This is a genomic window from bacterium 336/3 (genome assembly GCA_001281695.1).
Taxonomy (GTDB): Bacteria; Bacteroidota; Bacteroidia; order Cytophagales; family Thermonemataceae; genus Raineya.
On sequence record LJIE01000001.1, the window covers coordinates 3,099,877 to 3,121,749 of the forward strand.

Genomic DNA, 21,873 nt, shown 5'->3' on the forward strand with positions numbered 1-21,873 from the left:
ATGCATACATCCGACGAATTACATCTGAAATTGCTTTCAGAACTAAGAGAAATTGCTGATAAGTTAGGTATCAAGAATGCCAAAAAATTAACTAAACAAGAGCTTATCACCAAAATTCTGGAAGAGCAACCCACTCCTACCACTCCAGAAAACTCTCAAGAAGACATTGAAGAAAATGATGCTTCCAAAAATGACGAGAACCTAGCAAAAAAGAAGCGTACTCGTATGCCCAGACAAAATGTAGAAAAAAATGCTACTGATGAACAGAGTAATTCAAATGGACAGGATAAAAAAGAGAAGGAAAAAGAAAAAGAAAGTCAAGAATCCGATTTTACCGTAGAACCATTTGATATTAATGCTCTGATTGCTGATTTACCTCAAGAAGAAGACCCTGCTGTAGAGATTTTGGAAGAAATTATTCCCCAAAACACTGAGAAACAACAAAAAACATTCAATCAACAGCAACAACAACAACAGCATCTTCAAAAAAAGAATAAAGACAGACTTCGTGAGTTTGATGGTTTGATAGAAAACTCTGGAGTACTTGAAATTATGCAAGATGGCTACGGTTTTTTACGTTCCCCCGATTATAGTTATCTTTCTAGTCCTGATGATATTTATGTTTCTCCTTCTCAAATTAAACTTTTTGGTTTGAAAGTTGGTGATACTGTAAAAGGACAAATACGTCCTCCCAAAGAAGGTGAAAAATATTTTGCTCTTCTCAAAGTGAGTAGTGTAAATGGTAAAACTACTGAAGAAATTAGAGACAGAATTCCATTTGAATACCTTACCCCTCTTTTCCCTGAAGAAAAACTCAAGCTAAGCACCAAAGCAGATTTGATTTCAACTCGAATGCTTGATTTATTTGCTCCTATTGGAAAAGGACAACGTGGAATGATTGTTGCTCAACCTAAAACAGGTAAAACCACTTTATTAAAGCAAATTGCTAATGCCATTGCTGAAAATCATCCAGAAGTATATTTAATTATATTATTGATTGATGAACGTCCTGAAGAAGTAACTGATATGCAACGTTCTGTAAGAGCTGAAGTAATTTCTTCTACTTTCGATGAACAAGCAGAACGTCATGTGAAGATTTCTTCGATGGTACTTGAAAAAGCTAAAAGAATGGTTGAGTGTGGGCATGATGTTGTAATACTTTTGGATTCTATTACTCGTTTGGCAAGAGCTTACAATACTGTTGTGCCTTCATCAGGTAAGATATTGACAGGTGGTGTAGATGCAAATGCTATGCAAAAACCAAAACGCTTTTTTGGAGCTGCTCGTAATGTTGAAAATGGTGGTTCTTTAACCATTATTGCAACAGCTTTAATTGATACAGGCTCAAGAATGGATGAGGTAATTTTTGAAGAATTCAAGGGTACAGGTAATATGGAGTTACAGTTGGATAGAAAACTTGCCAACAAGCGTGTTTACCCTGCTTTAGATATTCCTTCATCAGGAACAAGAAGAGAAGATCTATTGCTTTCTAGAGATGAATTGAATAAAGTTTGGGTATTGCGTAAATTTATGGACGATATGAATGCTGGAGAGGCAATGGAGTTTTTGCTTGACAAAATGAAGAATACTCAAGATAATAATGAATTTTTATTTTCTATGAATGGATAAATTATTACCACATTTTCAATAATAATTGCATTTTATGGAACGCTTCTAAAAAAAAATTGTTTCATCATTTGTAAATGATTAAAAAAATTATTATAATACTTTTCATTTAACAAACAACGTATTTAGCCTGCATCCGTTGGGTGTAAGGCTACTTCAAATTACTGCTATGAATATTACTTACGAGCATACTTATGGCTATATTTCCGAGGGAAAGGTTTTTCTAAAGGGTTATATGGGCTTGCCTGACCGAGAGATTGGGGTGGTAAAGGAAACAAATGAAGCTGCTATTCTGTATTTTGAAAAACGCTTTCAAGATGCTGAAAAAAAAGTAGCAGATTTAGAGAAAATGATTGAATCCGCAGAAAATAAGGGTTCTTTCTTAATGAAACTCATTCATTTGCGTACTTACCTCCAAGAATTTAAAGGTTTGGGTGATTTTCCTGTACTATTTGCGAAATTAGATGAGCAAGAAACTTTCTTAAAAGGGCTTATCAATGTCAATAGACATAGAAACCTGGATATTAAAAACCAAATTATCCAAGAGCTAGCATCTTTGGTAGATGATACTGACTGGAAAGAAACTGGTATCAAGATTGACGAACTCAAAACTCGTTGGATTAAAACTGGAGCTGTTGAAGACCATCTACAAGCCAAAGTAGAAGAAGAATTTGCATCGCATATCAAAGCCTACTACAACAACAAGAAAGAGTTTTTCAAGAATAAAGCCGACGAGCTGAAAGACCGTCTGAACAAATACAGAATTCTTGTAGATAAAGCTAGCATTCTGAAGCTCTCCGAAGATTTTGATTCAGCAGCAATTGCTTTTAAACAATTACAAAATGATTGGAAAGCTGTTGGAAAAGTACCTCAGAAAAAACTTGAAAGATATTGGGAGCGATTCAAGAAAATCAATAACGAATTCTTTTTCCGTTATAAACAATATAAAGAGGGTATTCCTGCTGAGCAAATCAAGCCCTTAGACCCTGCCGAACAAGCCAGAACAATCCAAGAAAAACTTTGTAAAAAGGCTGAATCTTTGATAGGTGTCAATACTGATGACAGTAACAATCAGACGAAAGATTTGCTGGTAGCTTGGAAAAATGAAGTAACCAATCCTAAATATTTGGATAAAAATTTGGCAAATCGTTTCAGATATGCTTGTGATAGAATTTTTGAAGAAAGCTACCTAATGCGTGTAGTTATTCGTAAATATCCTGACTTTCATAAGAAACCTATGTTAGACCAGTTTCGTATAAAGACCAGTTTCTTACGTGAACTGATTCGTAAAGATGAACAGGAAGTAAACATTGCAGAAAGTGCTCAAGAGTACAAACCAGAGCATAAAAGCTTCAATTTGGCTACCCAAAAACGTAAAATCCAAGTAAAACAAATTATGCTTGAGGAGTTTGACGGAGAATTAAAGAAAATTTACAATAATAAATAAATTGACCTATTAAGAATAACATTCATGTTACTTCTTGGTTTTTAAATCGTTTTTCCTATATTTGCGAACTTTTAAAATAATTGCTTATGTATTGGACGCTTGAATTAGCTTCGTATTTAGAAGATGCTCCTTGGCCTGCTACCAAAGAAGAATTAGTGGATTTTGCTATCCGTTCTGGAGCTCCTATGGAAGTTATTGAAAATCTTCAGGAATTAGAAGATGATGGACAGCCTTACGAGAGTATCGAGGAGATTTGGCCTGATTACCCTACCAAAGAAGATTTCTTCTTCAACGAAGATGAGTACTAAAATTTAAAGGCTTGCAGTTGCAAGCCTTCCTTATTTTTGTGTAGATTTCAACTATTGTTCTATTTATTCAATATTTATGGATTTATCCTTACATTCTCAAGAAATTCAACAATTTTTAAATCATTATTCTTACGGAAAAAGTCCTCAAGAACTCTATGAGCCTATTCAGTATCTGATGAATTTGGGTGGCAAACGTATGAGACCTCTTTTAGTACTTTTGGGTTACCAACTTTTTGACGATAATTGGCAAAAATGTGTTCCTGCTGCTGTTTCGGTAGAGGTTTTTCATAATTTCACTTTGATGCATGATGACATCATGGATAAAGCCCCACTTCGTAGAAGTCAGCCTACTGTACATACCAAATGGAACGAAAGTATTGCTATTCTTTCAGGGGATGTCATGCTCGTAAAAGCCTACGAAATACTGATGAGTGGTGTAGAAGACAAATATCTACGCAAAGCTCTTGAGAAGTTCAGTGCTTGTGCAGCTTGGGTGTGTGAAGGACAACAATGGGATATGAATTTTGAAGATAAAGCAACTGTTTCAGAAAGTCAATATATTGAAATGATACGACTCAAAACAGCTGTTTTATTGGGTTTTAGTTTGGAATTGGGTGCTATGCTTGCAGGAGCTAATGATGAAGAACAACTGAAAATCAGAGCCTTTGGCGAAAATATTGGCATAGGATTTCAATTAAAAGATGATTTATTAGATGTGTATGGGAATCCTGATAAATTTGGCAAGCAAGTAGGTGGTGATATAGCTGCCAACAAAAAAACATATTTACTTTTAGAGGCTATTGCTCAAGCAACAGGCGAAACAAAAGTTCAGTTAGAATATTGGCTGGCTAAAAAAGATTTTGATATTGCAGAAAAAGTAAAAGCTGTTACAGATATTTATAATACACTTGGAATCAAGGAGAAAACTGAACAAAAAATACAATATTTTTTCGATTTAGCTTTCAAACAATTGGATGAACTCAATGCTCGTAATGCTCAAAAGCAATTTTTAGATGAGTTTATGCGACAACTGATAGCCAGAGAAAACTAAATGAGTGATAAGTGATGAATTATAAATGATAGATAAGGGAAAAAAGACTTTTCTATCTTCCTTTTTCTATTATCCAATTTAAAAATTTAGAATTAACCATTTAATAAAAATGCTTCTTCTTACACCCCAACACTGGCAAGACTACGAACTGATAGATAGTGGAAATTTTGAAAAATTGGAACGTTTTGGCAAAATTATTACGGCTCGCCCTGAACCCCAAGCCATTTGGGATAAAAGTCTGAGTGAACAGGAATGGCAAAAAATGGCTCACGCCACTTTTACAAGAGCCAAAGGCGTTGATAAAGCTACCGAAAAAGGTGAATGGAATATCAAAAAAGGTGTTTCGGAACAGTGGTGGATAAATTATGCCTACAAAAATGTCAAAATTAAGATGCGTTTAGGTTTGACCTCGTTTAAGCATGTAGGTATTTTTCCTGAACAGTCTGAAAATTGGGATTTTATGGTGGATAGTATTTCAGAAATGAAAACAGATAAGCCTCAGATACTCAATTTGTTTGCTTATACAGGTGGTGCTTCTGTGATTGCCAAAGCTGCTGGGGCAGATGTAACGCATGTAGATTCTGTAAAACAGGTTATTACATGGTCTAAGGAAAATATGGAAGCCTCTGGGCTGGATAATATTCGTTGGATTGTAGAAGATGCTCTGAAATTTGTAAAAAGAGAAGTAAAAAGAGGTAAAAAATATCAGGGTATTATCTTAGACCCTCCTGCTTATGGGCGTGGTGCTGATGGCGAAAAATGGATATTGGAAGATAATCTGAACGAAATGCTCAAATGTTGTAATGAGCTTTTAGATGAAAAGCAGGGCTTTTTGATACTGAATTTGTATTCTATGGGCTTTTCTGCTTTGATTGCTGAAACACTCATCAATCAGATTTTTAAAAATTCGTTCTCTGAAAAACAAATGGGCGAATTATTTTTGCTTGACAAGTTTGATAAGAAATTACCCTTAGGTGTATTTTGGAGAGGAAAAAAATAAATTTTAACAACCAAATCATTTAAAATCTTGTTAATTTTTTTAGAAAAAGGAAGAAAGAAAAAAGATATTCTTTTCTCCTTTTTCTTTTATCTTATATCCTGATTATAAACGAAATAAAATGCATACCATCACGCCTTACCACCGATGGCTACAATATTATGACCCTGCCACAGACGACGATAGTCCATTTTTTGGTAAAGAATATAATTATGATTTATACTCTGAAACCATTTATGGTTATTATATAGACCCTGCTTGGGATTACATGGGTTCTGAAACCTTGTATATCAAGGTCTTATTTGTAGATTACGATGAAAATTTTGCTATTATTGAGTTCATTGGTGAGTGGAACGATGCCATTGAAAATGATATTATGACTTTAAAAAACAATATCATCAATCCTATGATTGATTTAGGAATCAATCAATTTATCTTGCTTGGCGAAAATGTTTTTAATTTTCATGGTTCTGATGATTGTTATTATGAAGAGTGGTTTGAAGATGTGGAAGAAGGTTGGGTGGCTGCCTTACAATTTCGTGATTTTGTTTATACAGAATGGCAAAAATATGGTATTGATATGTATGTAAACTTTGGTGGAAACTTAGAAATTGAAGGCTGGCGAACACTTTTGCCTCATCAGTTTTATGAACAAGTAAAGAAAATTGTACAGTATCGTCTTAACTAACACAATATTTTTTTGGTTTTTTCCGTTTTTTATTTATAATTTTAGGATAAATCAAAACTTTGTTCAAATGGAAACAGACAAAATTATTAAAATAGTAATTGCCATTGTAGTGGGTATTCTATTGGTTAGTTTTTTAGGGAAAATCCTTAAATGGATTATTTGGGTGGCTGTTGTAGGTGTTGGTTCTTATTTAGTCTATGAAGTTTTATTCAATAAGAAACAAGTAAAATGACCATAATTGAAAAGCCTTTGTATTCAAAGGCTTTTTTTATTTTGCTTCTTTAATCATTGCTCTTAAAGTTGTGTGTAATTTGGTTATTTCTTCTCCCTCATAATGTAAAAAACTAAAAGATTCCTCTTTATCTCCCCATTGGATATTCAGGTTTGCTGAAGCATTCCCATCATATTTTGAATCTTTAGAGAATTTATCAGCTTTTAATTTAACCAGTATACTTCTTATTTCTTGTCTTTTTTCCTGAGTCAAAGTAACTGTTTGACTCTTATCTTTGGGTGTAGTTCCTCCACACAAGCCCTCCGATTTTGTATATTTGAGCGTATTACCCTCTATTTCAAAGATTTCTGTAATACACATTTGGTCTGGAGGCAATGCAGGTGGATAAATAGAAAATTTCATCTTCTTGAAAGCCTGATTTTCTTTTTTTTCAGAACTACAAGCTATCATTATGAAGGTCAGAAACAGTAGAATAAAGTTTGATTTCATAAGATTTTATTTTTATTTCCTAATTTTTGTAGTGTCTTTATCATTTTTTCTATAATATTTATCTACAACTTTGCCATTTATTGAGTAAATCACATAATAAGGCTCTGATCCATAAATAGATCTGCTATGAACATTTTTTCCTTGTTTTGATTCAATAAAAAAATCTGCCATGCCTAATTCCTCTGTTTTCAAACTATCACCTATTCTGACAGTTTCCCATTTATCTTTATCAAATTTTTTATACTTAAAAAATGGAATTACCAATTCAATGATTGAATATAAAGTATATGCCACCACTACGCCCCAAAATATTTTTTTAGTCAGAAATATGTGCATAATTTTTAATTATTAAAATTTGGTTTTTATCATAATAGAAATTATATGAATAGTAAAAAGAGGAATTTTCTTTTGATGTACTGTGTGAAGTGAGAGTTGCCATAGAATCTTTCTTTGACTTAAAATCTCCGAAATGATTAATTGAGTAATTTGGCAGGTCATGACCTTTTATACTTTTCTCTACCTCCGATTTTGGTGTTCCTACTTTTATATTCATCCATTTTCGATGAGAAAACCTCTCATCGTTGAATTCTGTTCCTGCCAATTTATCAGTAAATAATATTATCGGCATTAATCCTATTATTCTTAAAACCAAATGAAGCCCCACAATTGTAAGGAAAAGTATTTTTAAGGTCTTAATGGCTATTTTCTTAATTTTTTGTAGCATTTGTTTTCATTTTGAACTCTAAAACCACAAACCTTCCAAAAAATTATAATTTTTTGGAAGGCTACAATTTATAACTCATCATTTATCACTCATAGATTTTAATGAGCTTCCAGCCAATTATGCCCAATACCCACTTCTACCTCCATGCGTACGGGCAAAGCAATGGCATTTTTCATCAATTTTATCACGTTTTCTTTTACAATATCAATTTCCGATTTGTGTACCTCAAACACCAATTCGTCATGAACTTGCAATATCATCTTGGATTTGAGATTTTTATCTTTAAAAAACTGATGGATATTGACCATTGCCAGTTTAATCATATCGGCAGCAGAACCCTGAATAGGCATATTTACAGCGTTTCGTTCGGCTTGCCCCGCTACTACTTTATTGCTCTCATTGATGCTGTACAGATGTCTTCTACGTCCCAAAATGGTTTCTGCATATTCGAGTTCACGAGCTTTCTGAATCATGGAGTCTTTAAACTTCTTGATTGCTGAAAACTCCTGATAGTAGGTTTCTACGAGTTTGGTTGCTTCTGAAACCGAAATTTTTAGTTGGCTTGATAAATTAAAGCCCGTACTACCATATAAAATTGCAAAATTGGCAGTTTTTGCATTTCTACGCATATCTGCTGTTACATCTTCTAAGGCTACTTTATAAATTTTGGCAGCAGTAGCAGCATGAATGTCCAAACCTTTTTCAAAAGCCTCCAAAAGTGTTTCGTCTTGGCTGAAAGCAGCCATCAGACGCAACTCAATTTGAGAGTAGTCAGCAGAAAGAATCAAAAATTCATCACTCGAAGGAATAAACGCCTTCCTGATTTCTCTGCCTTTAGCAGTTTTAATAGGGATATTCTGCAAATTCGGGTTTGTAGAACTTAATCTGCCTGTTGATGTAACTGCCTGATTAAAAGATGTATGTATTTTCCCATCAATAGTACTTACAAGCTCTGGCAAAGCATCTATGTAAGTAGATTTTAGTTTCTGTAACTCTCTGATTTCCAAAATATCTACAACAATTGGGTGTTCTTCAGCCAATTTACTCAGAATCTCCTCGCCTGTAGCATACTGACCTGTTTTGGTCTTTTTAGCATTTTTGATGAGTTTCATTTCATCAAAAAGTACTTCTCCGAGTTGTTTAGGCGAAGCAATATTGAATTTTCTACCTGCTTGCGAGTAAATCTTCTCTTCTAAAACCAAAATTTCTTTTTCAAGCAATTCAGAAGATTCTTTCAGGGCTTTGGTATCAAGTTTCACACCATTGCGTTCGATAGTTGAAAGTACCTCAACAAGAGGCGTTTCTACTTCATAAAACAGCTTTTCTACATGCATTTTCTGCAATTCAGGAGCTAGTTTTTCTTTGAGTTGGAATGTAATATCAGCATCTTCGGCAGCGTATTCTGCTATTTTTTGAACCTCAATATCTCTCATACTTCCCTGATTCACACCTTTTTTACCAATCAGGGTTTCGATGCTTACAGGCTGATATTTTAAGTATTTTTCTGCTAAATAATCCATACCATGTTTGCTTTCTGCTTCAATCAGATAGCTTGCAAGCATAGTATCAAACAATTTCCCTTTTACTTCAATGTTGTAATTAGCTAAAATGGAAATATCATATTTGATATTTTGTCCAATTTTCTCGATTTGGTCATTTTCAAAAACACTTCTAAATTCTTCTACAATCTTTTGAGCCTCTGTTTTGTCTGCAGGAATAGGCACATAATAGGCTTCATGGGCTATGTAAGCAAACGACATCCCTACCAATTCGGCTTTGAGTGTATCCAAAGAGGTCGTTTCTGTGTCAAAACAAAAAGATTTTTGAATGGAAAGTAATTGTATCAAATGCTTTCTATCCTCCTCTTTATCAACAATATGATACTGATGAACGGTGTCAGCAATAGTCTGAAAACGCTTCTCTCCTTCCTCAAAAGTTTCGTCTGTTTCAGACTCTTCTTCTTGAGCAGGTGTATTGTTACCAAATAAATCTAATTGTAGCTGAGATTGCTTTTTGGCTGTTTTTTGAGCTTGTTTTTCTTCTTCACTAAGTCCTATAAGTTTGGTTTTAAGTGTTTTAAACTCTAACTCATCCAAAAGTTTAGAAAGCTCTGTTTTATTGTATTCAGACATTTTAAACTCTTCTACATTGTACTCAATAGGTACTTGTAAATGAATGGTTGCGAGCTGTTTAGATAGAATTGCCTTATCACCATGATTTTTGACAGTTTCAGCCATTTTGCCTTTTAGTTTATCGGCATTGGCTATCAGATTTTCCACAGAATCGTACTCTTCAAGAAGTTTTTGAGCTGTTTTTTCTCCAACCCCTGGAAGCCCTGGGATATTGTCAGAAGCGTCTCCTTGAAGACCCAGCATATCTATTACCTGTTCAATTTTCTTGATACCAAATTTATCAAGGGCTTTTTGTACATCCCAAACTTCGTTGGGTGCAAATTTAGAGGCAGGTCTGAAAATAAAGATTTTATTGTTTTCTAAAAGCTGGCAATAGTCTTTATCAGGAGTCATCATATACACCTGAAAGTCCTCACGAGCCACCTGTTTGGCGATTGTCCCAATAATATCATCTGCCTCATAGCCTGCAAGCGTCAGTGTGGGGATATTCATAGCATCCAAAATCTTCTTGATATAGGGTACAGCTACTGTAATACCTTCGGGTTGGGCTTCTCTGTGGGCTTTGTATTCTTCAAATTGTTCGTGTCTGAAAGTAGGCTCAGAAGTATCAAAAGCTACTGCCAAATGTGTAGGTTTCTCTTTCTTTATTACCTCAAGCATGGTATTGATAAATCCAAAAATTGCCCCTGTATCCATACCTGTACTTGTTCTGCGTGGAGCATTGATAAAAGCATAATAAGCTCTGTAAACAAGAGCCATTGCATCCAAAAGAAAGAGTTTTTCCATAATTGTGTTTAAGATTTTAAGTATTTATCAAGGGAAATATTGAATATTTTCTTTTATGAAATCATATAGTTTTTCTGTGAAAACTTCCTCATTATCCCTAAAAAATTGATAGCATTTTTGATATTCTGTGTCTTCTGTAAGATACTCATTATGAATTGTTACTGAATCATATTGTTTTTGATATTTCAAGTAAATTTCTTTTTGTTTTTCATGGGCTGTTTTCAGATTTTCAGCCATTTCTAACCATCTAAGTTTTTGGTCAATTTGCTCTATCACCAGCCCCAAATGAAAATGCAAAGCAGTTGTAAAATTTTCCCAAGCCTCAAAATTAAGCCACTCTTGAATAATTACAAAAGCTTTTTCTTGCTCATTCAATACATCCAATTTCTCGAAATCAATCCAAAAGTTCCTTTTTAAATCTCGTGTTTGCTCAATAGAAGAAAATAGATTACTTAAAACTGTCTCTTTACTTTTAAACTTTCTAAAAATCCTTTCTGTAATAGAATAAAGTTCTTCCTCAAGACTTTTAAGAGTGAGGTTAATATCAAAATTATTTTGCTTCAAATGTTTCAAAGCCAATTCTTCAGAAGTATTTGTTTTATTGATAACAATCTGAAGCCTTTTTTTCTGAAAAGCAATAACAGCCTCTTCTAAATTGCCATAATATTCCCGTAATAAATTTAGTCCTTCTGTAATTCCTACAGGGATTTCTTTCCGCAAGGCAACGATTTTATGTTCTTCTTCTTTATCCAAAATATTAGGCTATTTTGTCTTTCGTTCCTTAAAAATAATACCGTACTCCTCCAATTCTTTGAGGACTGGCTCATACATTTCGGCATCAATAGGCATCAGTACTCCTCTCTGTTTAAATTCGCCCTCTAAAATCAGTTTACAAGCAATTCCCAAAGGCAATCCGACGGTCTTTGCCATAGCTGTATGGACATTGTCTTCTCCGATTACTACGAGTTCCGAAATAATTTCATTTTCATCACCTGCCTGCTCAAAATTGATGATATGTTGCATGACAATCATATCTTTGTCTTCAGGGGCAAGAACCCATTTTTGTTCTAAAATATACTGTAAAATTTGGGCTGGAGTTGCTTCTGCTTTGGGGTAATTAATGTTTTTATCTGTAAAAAAATCTAGCCAAGCTATTTGATTCAAAACAGTATCTTTCTTTTCTTGAGTAATACCCAGATAGTTTACAAAAGTATTTTCGAGGGTATCGTTTGCATTTTCGGGTAAAAATGTCTTTAAAAACTGCTGATAAGTAATGTTTTGAGTAGGCATGATGGTAACATTATCTGTCATACCTAATTGCACAAAACAATCCCAAGCCTTACAATAGTTTTGTTTACGAAGTGTCCCACGTAAAAGTGTCTGAATATTTTCTAAGCCATACACACTCTGATAGCCTAAAGAATCTCGGTTGGCATAGCCCTCAAACACACCATAACCTTCCACTTCAAAATACTCTATACGTCTGAAAAGCTGATGATAAGGAATATATTTAATTTGCTTATTTTCAAGATATTTGGCTACACCTTGTCCTGCTAAAACCACGTTCTGAGGATTCCAAGTAAACTTATAATGCCAAGGATTATTATCTGATTCAGGGGCAATCAGTCCACCTGTAAACGATTTAAAAGATTTCACAACAGCCCCTTCTGCTCTGATATGGTCTAAAATCTTCATGGCTGAAAGGTGGTCAATGCCAGGGTCAAGCCCAATTTCATTCAAGAAAATCAAATCTTTTTTCTTTACTTCAGCATCCAATTCTTGCATTTCCTTAGAAATATAAGAAGCTGTCAGCATATTTTTGCCTAATTCCAAGCAATAACGAGCCACATGAATATGCAAAGCTGGCGGAATCAGGGAAATGACAATATCATGTTCTCCTATGAGTTTTTTAGCCTTATCTGCCTCAAAAACATCAAAATCGTAAGCTGTAAGGTGTGGATAGGGTTGTATTTTCTGTAATACCAATTCTTTTTGTGCATCGGCAACACTCACTTGCCAAGCATTTTTGGGAGCATTTTCTGCAAGATAACGAATCAGAGAAGAAGCTGAACGTCCAGCTCCTAAAACCAATATTTTTTTCACAGGATATATCTTTTATGTTATTTAATGTTCTCTACTTGGAAACGAACCAGAAATGTTTTTTTAATTTTTATTTCTGTATCAAAAATCATATTCTTTCTATCAACAGCATCTAATCGTGGATACACTGTCCAACCTCCTAATTGTTCTTCTAATAATGCTAATTCTTTTATGTGTGTAATTTCTATAATTTTTTTATGAGATGCTTGAGCTATTAGAGTTGCTTTTTTTTGAGCTTTTTCCAATAGTTTTTCAATTAACCTTTTCTCTACAATCTCCATTTGAGAAGATTTTTTATTGATAAAATAAGTACCTACTTCTTTATCAAAAATTTCCTCTTTAAATTTGTAAAATAGCTGTATATCTTTACAGGTAATAATGTATGTTAAATAGGTTTTTACCCTATCCAAATCTGGTTTTCTTTGTTCTTTTCTGAAAGGGAATTTATACTTTTTTATAATTTGTTCTATTTCTTCATATACTTTCTGAGGAGATTTTTTTTCGAATCAGCTCCCATAGTAATCGTTCTACCAGACGCATCTTCATCAAAATATATAGTTTCACTTGGAAAAGCATAAATGGCATATTCTATCTCATCTGGCTCAATTACTGCCTCATCCTGAACATACACCTCAATAAATTTCTCTGTATTTTGGGCTTTTGAAGTAATTCCTAAAATACTGATGACACAAATTATAAAAATTCTAAGCATAAAATATTTTATCTTAAAAAACTCAATACCTCTTACTTTTGAGGTAAGAGGTATTTTTTTGTTAGCCAATTGTTATTTCAAACTGAACCAAATCAATAAATTCTTTAATTCTGTCTTCTACTTCGTAGGGGCGTAGATTTTGGAGGCGTTCTGTACCAAATTTCTCTACACAAAGTGAAGCCAAAGCAGAGCCATAAATGATAGCATTTTTCATGTTTTCAAAAGAAATATCACCTGTTTTTGCCAAATATCCAATAAAACCACCAGCAAAAGTATCACCAGCACCTGTCGGGTCAAAAACGTCTTCCAAAGGCAATGCAGGAGCAAAAAACACCTGTGTTTTATTGAAAAGTAAAGCACCATGCTCACCTTTCTTGATAATCAACACTTTAGGTCCCATTTCTAAAATTTTACGAGCAGCTTTTACAAGCGAATACTCTTTAGAAAGCTGACGAGCCTCTTCGTCATTGATAGAAAGTACATCTACCAATTTCAAGGTTTTCATCAATTCGTCCCAAGCAATATCCATCCAGAAATTCATGGTATCCATCAAAATCAATTTGGGACGTTTTTTCATTCTTTCCACCACCGTTCTTTGAATGGTAGGTGTCAAATTACCCAACATCAAAAACTCTGTATCTTGGTAGCTTTCAGGGATAATTGGGTCAAAATCAGCAAGTACATTGAGTTCTGTGGCAAGTGTATCACGGCTGTTCATGTCGTTGTGGTACTTTCCAGCCCAGAAGAAAGATTTTTCACCTTGCTTAATTTGCAATCCTTCTGTATTTACGCCATGATTTTTCAGCATATCAATGCTTTCTTGAGGAAAATCATCACCTACTACGCCTACCAAATTTACTTTTTTAGTTAAATAAGATGCTGCTAATGAGGCATAAGTAGCTGCTCCGCCTATAATTTTATCAGTTTTTCCAAAGGGTGTTTCAATAGCATCAAAAGCTACTGTACCAATAATTGTTAAACTCATTGTTTGTATGTTTTAGATGAATCAATTCAATTTTGCAAACATACACAAATTATGTATTTTTTTGCTAAAAATCTGTATTTTTTGATATTTTGGCTTATATTTGAGGTGTTTATCTTTCTTTCACTTAAACACCCTAAAATTATGCTTACAGAATTTCAAACGCTTAAAATTCAAAAACTTTTTAATTTTTTTGATGCTGATGGCAACAAAGTAATTGAGCCAGAGGACATGGACATGATTGCCGAGCAGTTTATAAAAATTTTTGGTTGGAAAATTGGTGATGATAATGATAAAAAATTCAGAGGAGCTTTAAAAAAGTATTGGAGAAAATTACTCTTGGGTGCTGATACTGACCAAGACCAAAGTGTTAGTTTTGAGGAGTTTAAAAAAGCTTATGAACGTCATTTGAGTTCCAAAGAAAATTATGAAGAATTTGTACTGCCTTTTATAGACCAAGTATTTCCTGTGATAGATACCAATCAGGATGGAGTTTTACAGCCTGCTGAATTTGCACATTTGTATGAAGGCTTTAGAAATCCGAAAGACGAAGCCTCTAAAGTTTTTGCCAAATTAGATTCTAATGGTGATGGTTCGCTTTCTAAGGAAGAAATTTACCAACATTTTTATGATTTCCATTTCTCAGAAGACAGAAATATAGCAGGAAACGCTTTTTTTGGAGAATTATCCTAATTTTTAGTACAGTGTAATGAGTATATAGAAAAAGCTATTTTCTTATAATATAATTTAAACATTGCATTCTTTGAGTACAAAAAAGAGCGTTGGGCTGAAAATTCAGCGAGGGTGGGCAGGTTTTGTGCGTGGAAGCATTGAATTTTCTTGATTTTTTGATTCTTTTGCATCAAGGCAAAAGAATATTTTAAACAAACTCCATTTAAAGTTTAATATCTAATGAAAAAAAGTATTTTGTTCAGTTTTGTTCTTATTTCGATTCTATCTGTTGCATTTATGAGTAAGCCCGCTTATCAGCTATTCGATGCCAAAGGCAAAAAAACAACTTATGATGCCCTTCTGGCTGAAGCAGAAAAAGCTGATATTGTGTTTTTTGGAGAGTTGCATAACAACCCTATTTGCCATTGGTTACAACTCCAGTTAGCCAAAGACTTGGCTTCCAAAAACAAAGAAAAATTAGTTTTTGGTGCTGAAATGTTTGAAGCAGATAATCAGCTTGTACTCAACGAATACCAAAATGGCTGGATTAAAGAAGCACACTTCACCAAAGAAGCCAAAATGTGGGATAATTACAAAACTGACTACAAACCTCTTTTAGACTTGTCTATCAAACAAAGAATCCCTTTTGTAGCCACCAATATTCCTCGCAGATATGCCAGTATTGTATCTCGTGAGGGTTTAGAAAGTTTAAATAAACTGGATGCAGAGGCAAAAAAATATATTGCTCCTCTGCCTATTGCCTTTGATGTTGCTTTACCCGCTTATGCAGAAATGGTAAAAATGGCACAGCATGGACAAATGGGTGGCAATGCAAAACCAGAATATTTTGCTCAGGCTCAAGCTATTAAAGATGCTACCATGGCTCATTTCATTCTTAAAAACTGGCAAAAAGGCAAAATATTCTTGCATTTCAATGGTTCGTACCACTCCGATAACTTTGAGAGCATTATTTGGTATCTCAAGAAGCAGAATCCAAATTTCAAAATTGTAAGTATTGCAAGTGTTGAACAAGAATCTATCGCAGAATTAGAGAAAACTAATCTGGAAAAAGGTAATTTTGTGTTGGCAATCCCTTCGGATATGACGAAAACGTATTAAAAAGATGTGAGATATGAGAAACAAAAGTCTAGATAAATTCTTTAAAAATTCAAAGGTTGTTTAAAAATAATTCAAACATTTTTGCAAAAAAGAGCGTTGGGCTGAAAATTCAGCGAGGGTGGGAAGGTTTGTGTGTGGAAGCATTGAATTTTCTTGATTTTTTGATTCTTTTGCATCAAGGCAAAAGAATGATAACTTTAAAACAACTTAAAACCAAGATTTTCATAAAATATACTTCGTTCTAAAAATAAAAGTAATAAAATTTAAACAACCTCTTAGATATTCTTACTTCAAAAAAAGTATTTTAATGAAAATTTGCCTTATCATATTTATATTTTTTTGCTCTTGGGTACAGGTAGTTGCTCAGGATAAATTGGTAATTACATATCAAGAGTTTGGTGGACCTCCTACCAATCCACCACTTGGTACAAGAACTACTGAATTTGTTTTTAAGAAAAAGGGAGATAAGTTTATTGCAAAAAATTATACTTTCTTTGATGATACTTTTAAAGATTCAAAAAAGAAAACTATTAGCTTAAAAAAGGAAAAAGTAATCTCAAAATCAAAAACAGATAGTATACTCAATCCTAAAACCCCTATCTACTTTAAAGATTTAGGGTTTACAATTGACGAAATAAAAGACATCGCAAATAATGAGCAAGTAATTATTTTGCCTCAAACATTAGATTTATTAAAACCTGATTTTGTTCTGAATTTTGACTCCGCTTATGCCTGTAGAGAACAACAATTTGTTATCATACGAACAGGGAGTTGTTGTGGGGGTTCAACTTCCGAAATATTTTATAAAAAGAATCAATTATTTTATCACCCTACTTTTTACACACAAAAAAACTTTGATATCAAAATGTATTTAAAAGTTTATTCTCTTATCAAAGATTTTGATGTTTTACAAGAGTCTTCTCTAAAACATCATTATGGAAAAAAGAAAGCGTTGTATTGGTTTATTAGGTTTTTAGAGATGTTTCAATGCGAAGACTATTATGCAAGTCTTTTTATGAAAGAAAATCCTGAATACAACAATAGCGTTTTTAAAAGAACAAAAAAAGGCTGGAATTTTGAAAAATACTTGAAGAAAGTGAAAGGTAGTAAAAACTAAACATAATATCATTCTTATTCTCATTCAAAACTATTAAATTCTTGTGTCTAAGGTCTTGTTTCTTATATCAAAAAATTTTAGCATTAACCCATTTACCCTTTAAAAATTGACAGTTGCAAAAGAAAATATACGACTCACATTTGGTCTGAAAATAAAGCAGTTACGCCAAGAAAAAGGCATTTCGTTATCCGAATTAGCCAACCAAACAGGCATTTCTGTTTCGTACCTCAATGAAATTGAAAAAGGGAAAAAGTACCCTCAAACTGAAAAAATTGTAGTTTTAGCTGAAACTTTGGGGGTTAGTTATGACTGGTTGGTATCACTCAAACTCAATAAAAAACTTGCTCCTCTTGCCGATTTGCTACAATCGAACTTTTTAGGTGAGTTTCCTTTGGAGGTTTTTGGTATTGAACCAGCACAATTTTTAGATATTTTGGCAAACGCTCCCGAAAAAGTAGGTGCTTTTATTGGTACACTTGCCGAAATAGCCCGAAGCTATGATATGCAAATTGAAGAGTTTTATTTCTCTGTTTTGCGTTCTTATCAGGAAATGTACGAAAACTATTTTGAAGATTTGGAGCAAGAAGCCCAACATTTCAGAGAGTTACACCATTTAGAAGATAAAACCATTTTGGATATTGATTTCTTAAAAGAAGTTCTTTCAAACCAATATCATATCCAAACCCAAGAAACTACGTTTGAGCCTGCTCTTAAAAGTCTGCGTTCTGTACTCAAAGGAAATACATTGTTGATTAATCAGAGCTTGAGTGTAACCCAAAAACGATTTGTTTTGTGTAGAGAAATTGGTTTTGCATTCTTGAAAATCAAAAAACGTTCTACTACATTTTCTTGGGTAGAAGTTCGTTCTTTTGATGAAGTTCTGAATAATTTCAAAGCTTCTTATTTTGCAGGAGCTTTGCTTTTGCCTCAAAATATGCTTGTAAATGACTTAAAAACTTTTTTCAAGCAAAAACAATTTGATGCAGAATTTTTCATCAATCTCAATGCTCAATATCAAGTAACTCCTGAAACATTGCTTTACAGATGTAGCAATCTTTTACCCAAATATTTCGGTTTGAATGAATTGTTTTTCTTGCGTTTTGATAACACTGATAAACAGTTTAATCTAACCAAGGAAATGCATATTTCGGGTTTACACAATCCTCATGCTTCAGCTCTCGAAGAGCATTATTGCAGACGTTGGATTTCAATTACTATTTTACAAGATTTACAAAAACATCATAAGAAAGGCTCTGAAATCCTTTGTAAAGCTCAAATTTCAGAATACTACGATTCGCCAAACAGATATTTTGTATTGGCTATGGCTCGTTCACTTTCCCCTACACCAGCTTTAAGTAGTTTGGCAATAGGCATCAAGATAAACGAGCAAGCTCAAAAAACAATCCAGTTTTTAGAAGATAAAAATTTGATTATCAAAAAAGTAGGAGAAACTTGTCAGCGTTGTTCGGCTACCGATTGCCCTGAAAGAATGTCTGAACCTAGTATTTTACTCAAAAAACAAGCTAAAAAAGAACGTAAACAAGCTTTAGAAAAACTAACAACAAACCATACAGAGAATGCCTAAATTAAGTTTTGAAGACCTCATAATTTTTGAAAATGACGATTTTGTACTCATCAATAAGCCTCCACTCATGGCTACACTCGATGAACGTACCGAAGATAGAAAAACAACAAGTATTATTGCTTTGCTCAGAAACTATGAGCCTACCTATCAGATTTGTCACCGATTAGACAAAGAAACCTCTGGAGTGCTTGCTATTGCCAAACATCCTGAAGCATACCGACATCTTGCGATGGCGTTTGAACGTAGAAAAGTTCAGAAAGTGTATCATGCTGTTTCTGAAGGTATTCATAATTTTGAAGCCCAAGAAGCTACTTTTCCCATTCTCAAACTCTCTAAAAAAGGAATGGTAACCATTGATTTTAAGGAAGGTATGAAATCACATACCACATTTCAAACACTCAGACACATAGGAAACTTCACACTCATTGAAGCCAAACCCCATACAGGACGTATGCACCAAATACGCATACACCTCAAGGCTCTCAAAGCACCTATTGTCGCTGACGAAATGTATGGAGGGCAGTTTGTTTTTCTTTCAGAATTCAAAAAGAAATTTAAAATCAATAAAGATGCAGACGAATTGCCCATCATACAGCGTGTGGCTTTACATGCTTTTGGGTTGGGGTTTGAAGGTATGAATGGTGAACAAATTTATCAGGAAGCCAGTTATCCTAAAGATTTTGCTGTTTTAGTGAAACTTTTAGAAAAATATGCTTAGTACAATGAACTGTTATCAATAAGAAAATAAAAAATCTTAAATTCCTTAAAAGCGTGGGCTGACGCTCCAGCGAGGGTGGGAAGGTTTGCGGGCAGGAGCTTTGGAGCGTCTTGACTTTTTTCGTTCTTTTTGGCTTCGCCGAGCTAAAGGTTGTGTCAAGACAAAAAGAACAAACAATTTGTTTATTAAATAAAGAAAATTAAGATTATTAATAGAATCCATATCAAATTTTGCTTATGATTGACTACCAAATCCAAGACCAGATTGCTATTATTGCCTTTAATATGATGAATGCTCCTATGAACGTTCTCAACGAAGAATCTATCAAAGCTTTTGACGAAGCCACATCCAAAGCCATTGAAGACCCTAACGTAAAAGGCATTATCATTACTTCTCACAAAAAAGAGTTTGTGGCAGGAGCTGACCTCAATATGCTTCTCAAAAATGCTACTTTGGAGCAGGGTTATGAAATGATAAGCCACCTTCATAAAGTTTTCAGAAAATACGAAGCCTGCAAAAAGCCCGTAGTGGCTGCCATCAATGGTACAGCTTTGGGTGGTGGATATGAAGTTTGTTTGGCTTGCCATTATAGAGTTGCCTTAAACGACCCCAAAATACAAATCGGTTTGCCCGAAGTACTGATTGGTTTATTCCCTGGTGGTGGTGGTACACAACGCCTGCCTCGTATGATAGGCATCGAGAAATCGCTTCCATTACTTTTAGAAGGCAGAAAATTAAATCCTGAAAAAGCCTTGAAAGAAGGCTTGGTAAACGAATTGGCTTCTTCTAAAGAAGAGCTAATTGAAAAAGCAAAAAATTGGATTCTGGCAAATCCCAGAGCATTACAGCCTTGGGATGAGCTTGATAAAAAAGGAAATGTAGTGGGTGTACAAAATTATAAAGTCCCTGGTGGCAATGTACAATCTCCGAAAGGCGTTCAAACTTTCATTGCTGGAACTGCCCTTTTACAAGGCAAAACACAAGGCAATTATCCTGCTCCACAAGCTATTATGGAGTGTGTTTATGAGGGTTTGCAAGTTTCTATTGAGCATGGTTTAGCCATCGAAGCCAAACATTTTGCTCGTATCAGCCAAACCAAAGAAGCAAAAAACATGATTCGTACACTCTTTTTTGCTATGGGAGAGGCGAACAAAGGTGCAGCCCGCCCCAAAGATGTTCCTGCTACTGATGTAAAGAAGGTAGGTATTTTAGGAGCTGGTATGATGGGAGCTGGTATTGCTTACGTTTCGGCTGTGGCTGGTCTGGAAGTAGTTTTAAAAGATGTAAGCCTTGAATCTGCCGAAAAAGGAAAAGACTATTCAAGAAATTTGCTGAAAAAAGAGTTAGAAAAAGGAAAATATACCCAAGAACAAGTTGAAACTGTTTTAGCTCGTATCAAGGCTACTGCTGATGCCAAAGATTTAGAAGGCTCTGATTTGGTGATTGAAGCTGTTTTTGAGAACAGAGACCTCAAAGCTCAGGTAACACAAGAAGCTGAAGCATTTTTAACAGAAAAAGCTGTTTTTGCTTCCAATACTTCTACATTGCCTATTACAGGACTTGCAGAGGCATCCAAACACCCTGAAAACTTTATTGGCTTGCATTTCTTCTCGCCAGTAGATAAAATGATGCTTGTGGAAATTATTAAAGGCAAACAAACTTCTGTGTATGCCATTGCCCTCAGCATAGACTACGTGAAGAAAATCAAGAAAACCCCGATTGTAGTAAATGATAGCAGAGGTTTTTATACTTCTCGTGTGTTTGGAACATACACCTCCGAAAGTATTACCATGCTTTCAGAAGGCATCAGCCCCAGCCTTATTGAGGCAGCAGGCAAAGGAGCAGGAATGCCTGTAGGTGGCTTGGATGTTTCGGATGCTGTAGCCCTCGATTTGATGTATAAAATCTATCTCCAAACCGAAAAAGACATGGGTATCAAGATTACAGACACCGCTGATGGCAAGGTTGTGAAGAAATTTGTAGAAGAATTGGGTCGTGTGGGTAAAAAAGACAAAAAAGGCTTTTACGAATACCCTGAAGATGAACCCAAACGTCTTTGGAGTGGTCTTGCAGAGCATTTCCCTGTAGCCAAAGAACAGCCCAGTCTCGAAGAAGCCAAAAAACGTATTTTATACAGACAAGTACTTGAAACCATCAAATGTTTTGAGGAAAATGTGGTTACCAACGTTCGTGATGCAGATGTAGGTTCTATTTTGGCTTGGGGCTTCCCTCCTTATACAGGTGGTGCTTTGTCGTTTGTGGATTATATAGGCATTGAGAATTTTGTAAAAGAAGCTGATCGTCTGGCAGATACTTATGGCGAACGCTTCCGTCCTACTGCCCGCCTACGTGAAATGGCTCAAAAGAAACAAGGTTTTCATGGGTAAG

The 21,873-nt window shown here is 34.5% G+C and carries 22 protein-coding genes; 13 read left to right on the top strand and 9 right to left on the bottom strand.

Annotated elements, in window-relative coordinates; all coding sequences use genetic code 11:
- The 6 genes from AD998_14495 (at window position 1) to AD998_14520 (ending at window position 6,117) form a co-directional block, all read left to right on the top strand.
- The gene (locus AD998_14495; protein KOY87194.1) at window positions 1–1,629 is read left to right on the top strand and encodes a transcription termination factor Rho; all 1,629 of its coding nucleotides are present in this window, start codon (window positions 1–3) and stop codon (window positions 1,627–1,629) included.
- Window positions 1,630–1,795: 166 nt separating this feature from the next.
- A complete protein-coding gene (locus AD998_14500) occupies window positions 1,796–3,073 on the top strand; it encodes a hypothetical protein (GenBank protein ID KOY87195.1) in 1,278 nt (425 codons plus the stop codon).
- 86 nt (window positions 3,074–3,159) lie between these two features.
- Window positions 3,160–3,381: a hypothetical protein gene (locus AD998_14505; protein KOY87196.1), complete on the top strand. Its 222-nt coding sequence runs from the start codon at window positions 3,160–3,162 to the stop codon at window positions 3,379–3,381.
- A gap of 76 nt (window positions 3,382–3,457) precedes the next feature.
- Entirely contained in the window at window positions 3,458–4,432 is a 975-nt protein-coding gene (locus tag AD998_14510) for an isoprenyl synthetase (GenBank protein KOY87197.1), read from the top strand.
- Window positions 4,433–4,541: 109 nt separating this feature from the next.
- Window positions 4,542–5,432, top strand: a complete 891-nt coding sequence (locus AD998_14515; protein KOY87198.1) for an oxidoreductase — start codon at window positions 4,542–4,544, stop codon at window positions 5,430–5,432.
- A 118-nt stretch (window positions 5,433–5,550) separates the two neighbouring features.
- On the top strand, window positions 5,551–6,117 hold the full coding sequence (locus tag AD998_14520; GenBank protein KOY87199.1) for a hypothetical protein: 567 nt from the start codon (window positions 5,551–5,553) through the stop codon (window positions 6,115–6,117).
- Window positions 6,118–6,385: 268 nt separating this feature from the next.
- Here AD998_14520 and AD998_14525 read toward each other — a convergent pair whose 3' ends face one another.
- From AD998_14525 to AD998_14565, 9 genes are all read right to left on the bottom strand, one after another.
- Window positions 6,386–6,799 carry a hypothetical protein gene (locus AD998_14525; GenBank protein ID KOY87200.1) on the bottom strand — a complete coding sequence of 138 codons (414 nt, stop codon included), beginning with the start codon at window positions 6,797–6,799 and terminating at the stop codon, window positions 6,386–6,388.
- Window positions 6,800–6,850: 51 nt separating this feature from the next.
- Window positions 6,851–7,174 (bottom strand): hypothetical protein, encoded by a 324-nt coding sequence (locus AD998_14530; protein KOY87201.1) that lies wholly within the window; start codon window positions 7,172–7,174, stop codon window positions 6,851–6,853.
- Complete coding sequence (locus AD998_14535; protein KOY87202.1) at window positions 7,155–7,562, bottom strand: hypothetical protein; 408 nt, start codon at window positions 7,560–7,562, stop codon at window positions 7,155–7,157. Before AD998_14535 ends, AD998_14530 begins: the two co-directional genes overlap by 20 nt.
- Window positions 7,563–7,660: 98 nt before the next feature.
- On the bottom strand, window positions 7,661–10,480 hold the full coding sequence (locus AD998_14540) for a DNA polymerase I (GenBank protein KOY87203.1): 2,820 nt from the start codon (window positions 10,478–10,480) through the stop codon (window positions 7,661–7,663).
- A 27-nt stretch (window positions 10,481–10,507) separates the two neighbouring features.
- Entirely contained in the window at window positions 10,508–11,233 is a 726-nt protein-coding gene (locus tag AD998_14545) for a hypothetical protein (GenBank protein ID KOY87204.1), read from the bottom strand.
- A 9-nt stretch (window positions 11,234–11,242) separates the two neighbouring features.
- A complete protein-coding gene (locus tag AD998_14550) occupies window positions 11,243–12,583 on the bottom strand; it encodes a saccharopine dehydrogenase (GenBank protein KOY87205.1) in 1,341 nt (446 codons plus the stop codon).
- 17 nt (window positions 12,584–12,600) lie between these two features.
- A complete protein-coding gene (locus AD998_14555) occupies window positions 12,601–12,990 on the bottom strand; it encodes a hypothetical protein (protein ID KOY87206.1) in 390 nt (129 codons plus the stop codon).
- A 56-nt stretch (window positions 12,991–13,046) separates the two neighbouring features.
- Window positions 13,047–13,361: a hypothetical protein gene (locus tag AD998_14560; protein ID KOY87207.1), complete on the bottom strand. Its 315-nt coding sequence runs from the start codon at window positions 13,359–13,361 to the stop codon at window positions 13,047–13,049.
- Window positions 13,354–14,277: a sugar kinase gene (locus tag AD998_14565; protein KOY87208.1), complete on the bottom strand. Its 924-nt coding sequence runs from the start codon at window positions 14,275–14,277 to the stop codon at window positions 13,354–13,356. Before AD998_14565 ends, AD998_14560 begins: the two co-directional genes overlap by 8 nt.
- A gap of 51 nt (window positions 14,278–14,328) precedes the next feature.
- Between AD998_14565 and AD998_14570 the strand changes: the two genes are divergently transcribed.
- From AD998_14570 to AD998_14600, 7 genes are all read left to right on the top strand, one after another.
- Window positions 14,329–14,967: a hypothetical protein gene (locus AD998_14570; protein KOY87209.1), complete on the top strand. Its 639-nt coding sequence runs from the start codon at window positions 14,329–14,331 to the stop codon at window positions 14,965–14,967.
- A 219-nt stretch (window positions 14,968–15,186) separates the two neighbouring features.
- Window positions 15,187–16,065, top strand: a complete 879-nt coding sequence (locus AD998_14575) for an iron-regulated protein (GenBank protein KOY87210.1) — start codon at window positions 15,187–15,189, stop codon at window positions 16,063–16,065.
- Window positions 16,066–16,121: 56 nt separating this feature from the next.
- On the top strand, window positions 16,122–16,310 hold the full coding sequence (locus AD998_14580; GenBank protein KOY87211.1) for a hypothetical protein: 189 nt from the start codon (window positions 16,122–16,124) through the stop codon (window positions 16,308–16,310).
- 62 nt (window positions 16,311–16,372) lie between these two features.
- Window positions 16,373–17,182 (top strand): hypothetical protein, encoded by an 810-nt coding sequence (locus AD998_14585; GenBank protein ID KOY87212.1) that lies wholly within the window; start codon window positions 16,373–16,375, stop codon window positions 17,180–17,182.
- A 106-nt stretch (window positions 17,183–17,288) separates the two neighbouring features.
- The gene (locus AD998_14590) at window positions 17,289–18,767 is read left to right on the top strand and encodes a hypothetical protein (GenBank protein ID KOY87213.1); all 1,479 of its coding nucleotides are present in this window, start codon (window positions 17,289–17,291) and stop codon (window positions 18,765–18,767) included.
- On the top strand, window positions 18,760–19,485 hold the full coding sequence (locus tag AD998_14595; GenBank protein KOY87214.1) for a pseudouridylate synthase: 726 nt from the start codon (window positions 18,760–18,762) through the stop codon (window positions 19,483–19,485). The genes AD998_14590 and AD998_14595 overlap by 8 nt, the downstream gene beginning before the upstream one ends.
- Before the next feature lie 236 nt (window positions 19,486–19,721).
- Window positions 19,722–21,872, top strand: coding sequence for a 3-hydroxyacyl-CoA dehydrogenase (locus AD998_14600; protein ID KOY87215.1), 2,151 nt, complete (start codon window positions 19,722–19,724; stop codon window positions 21,870–21,872).
- Window position 21,873 lies beyond the last annotated feature (1 nt).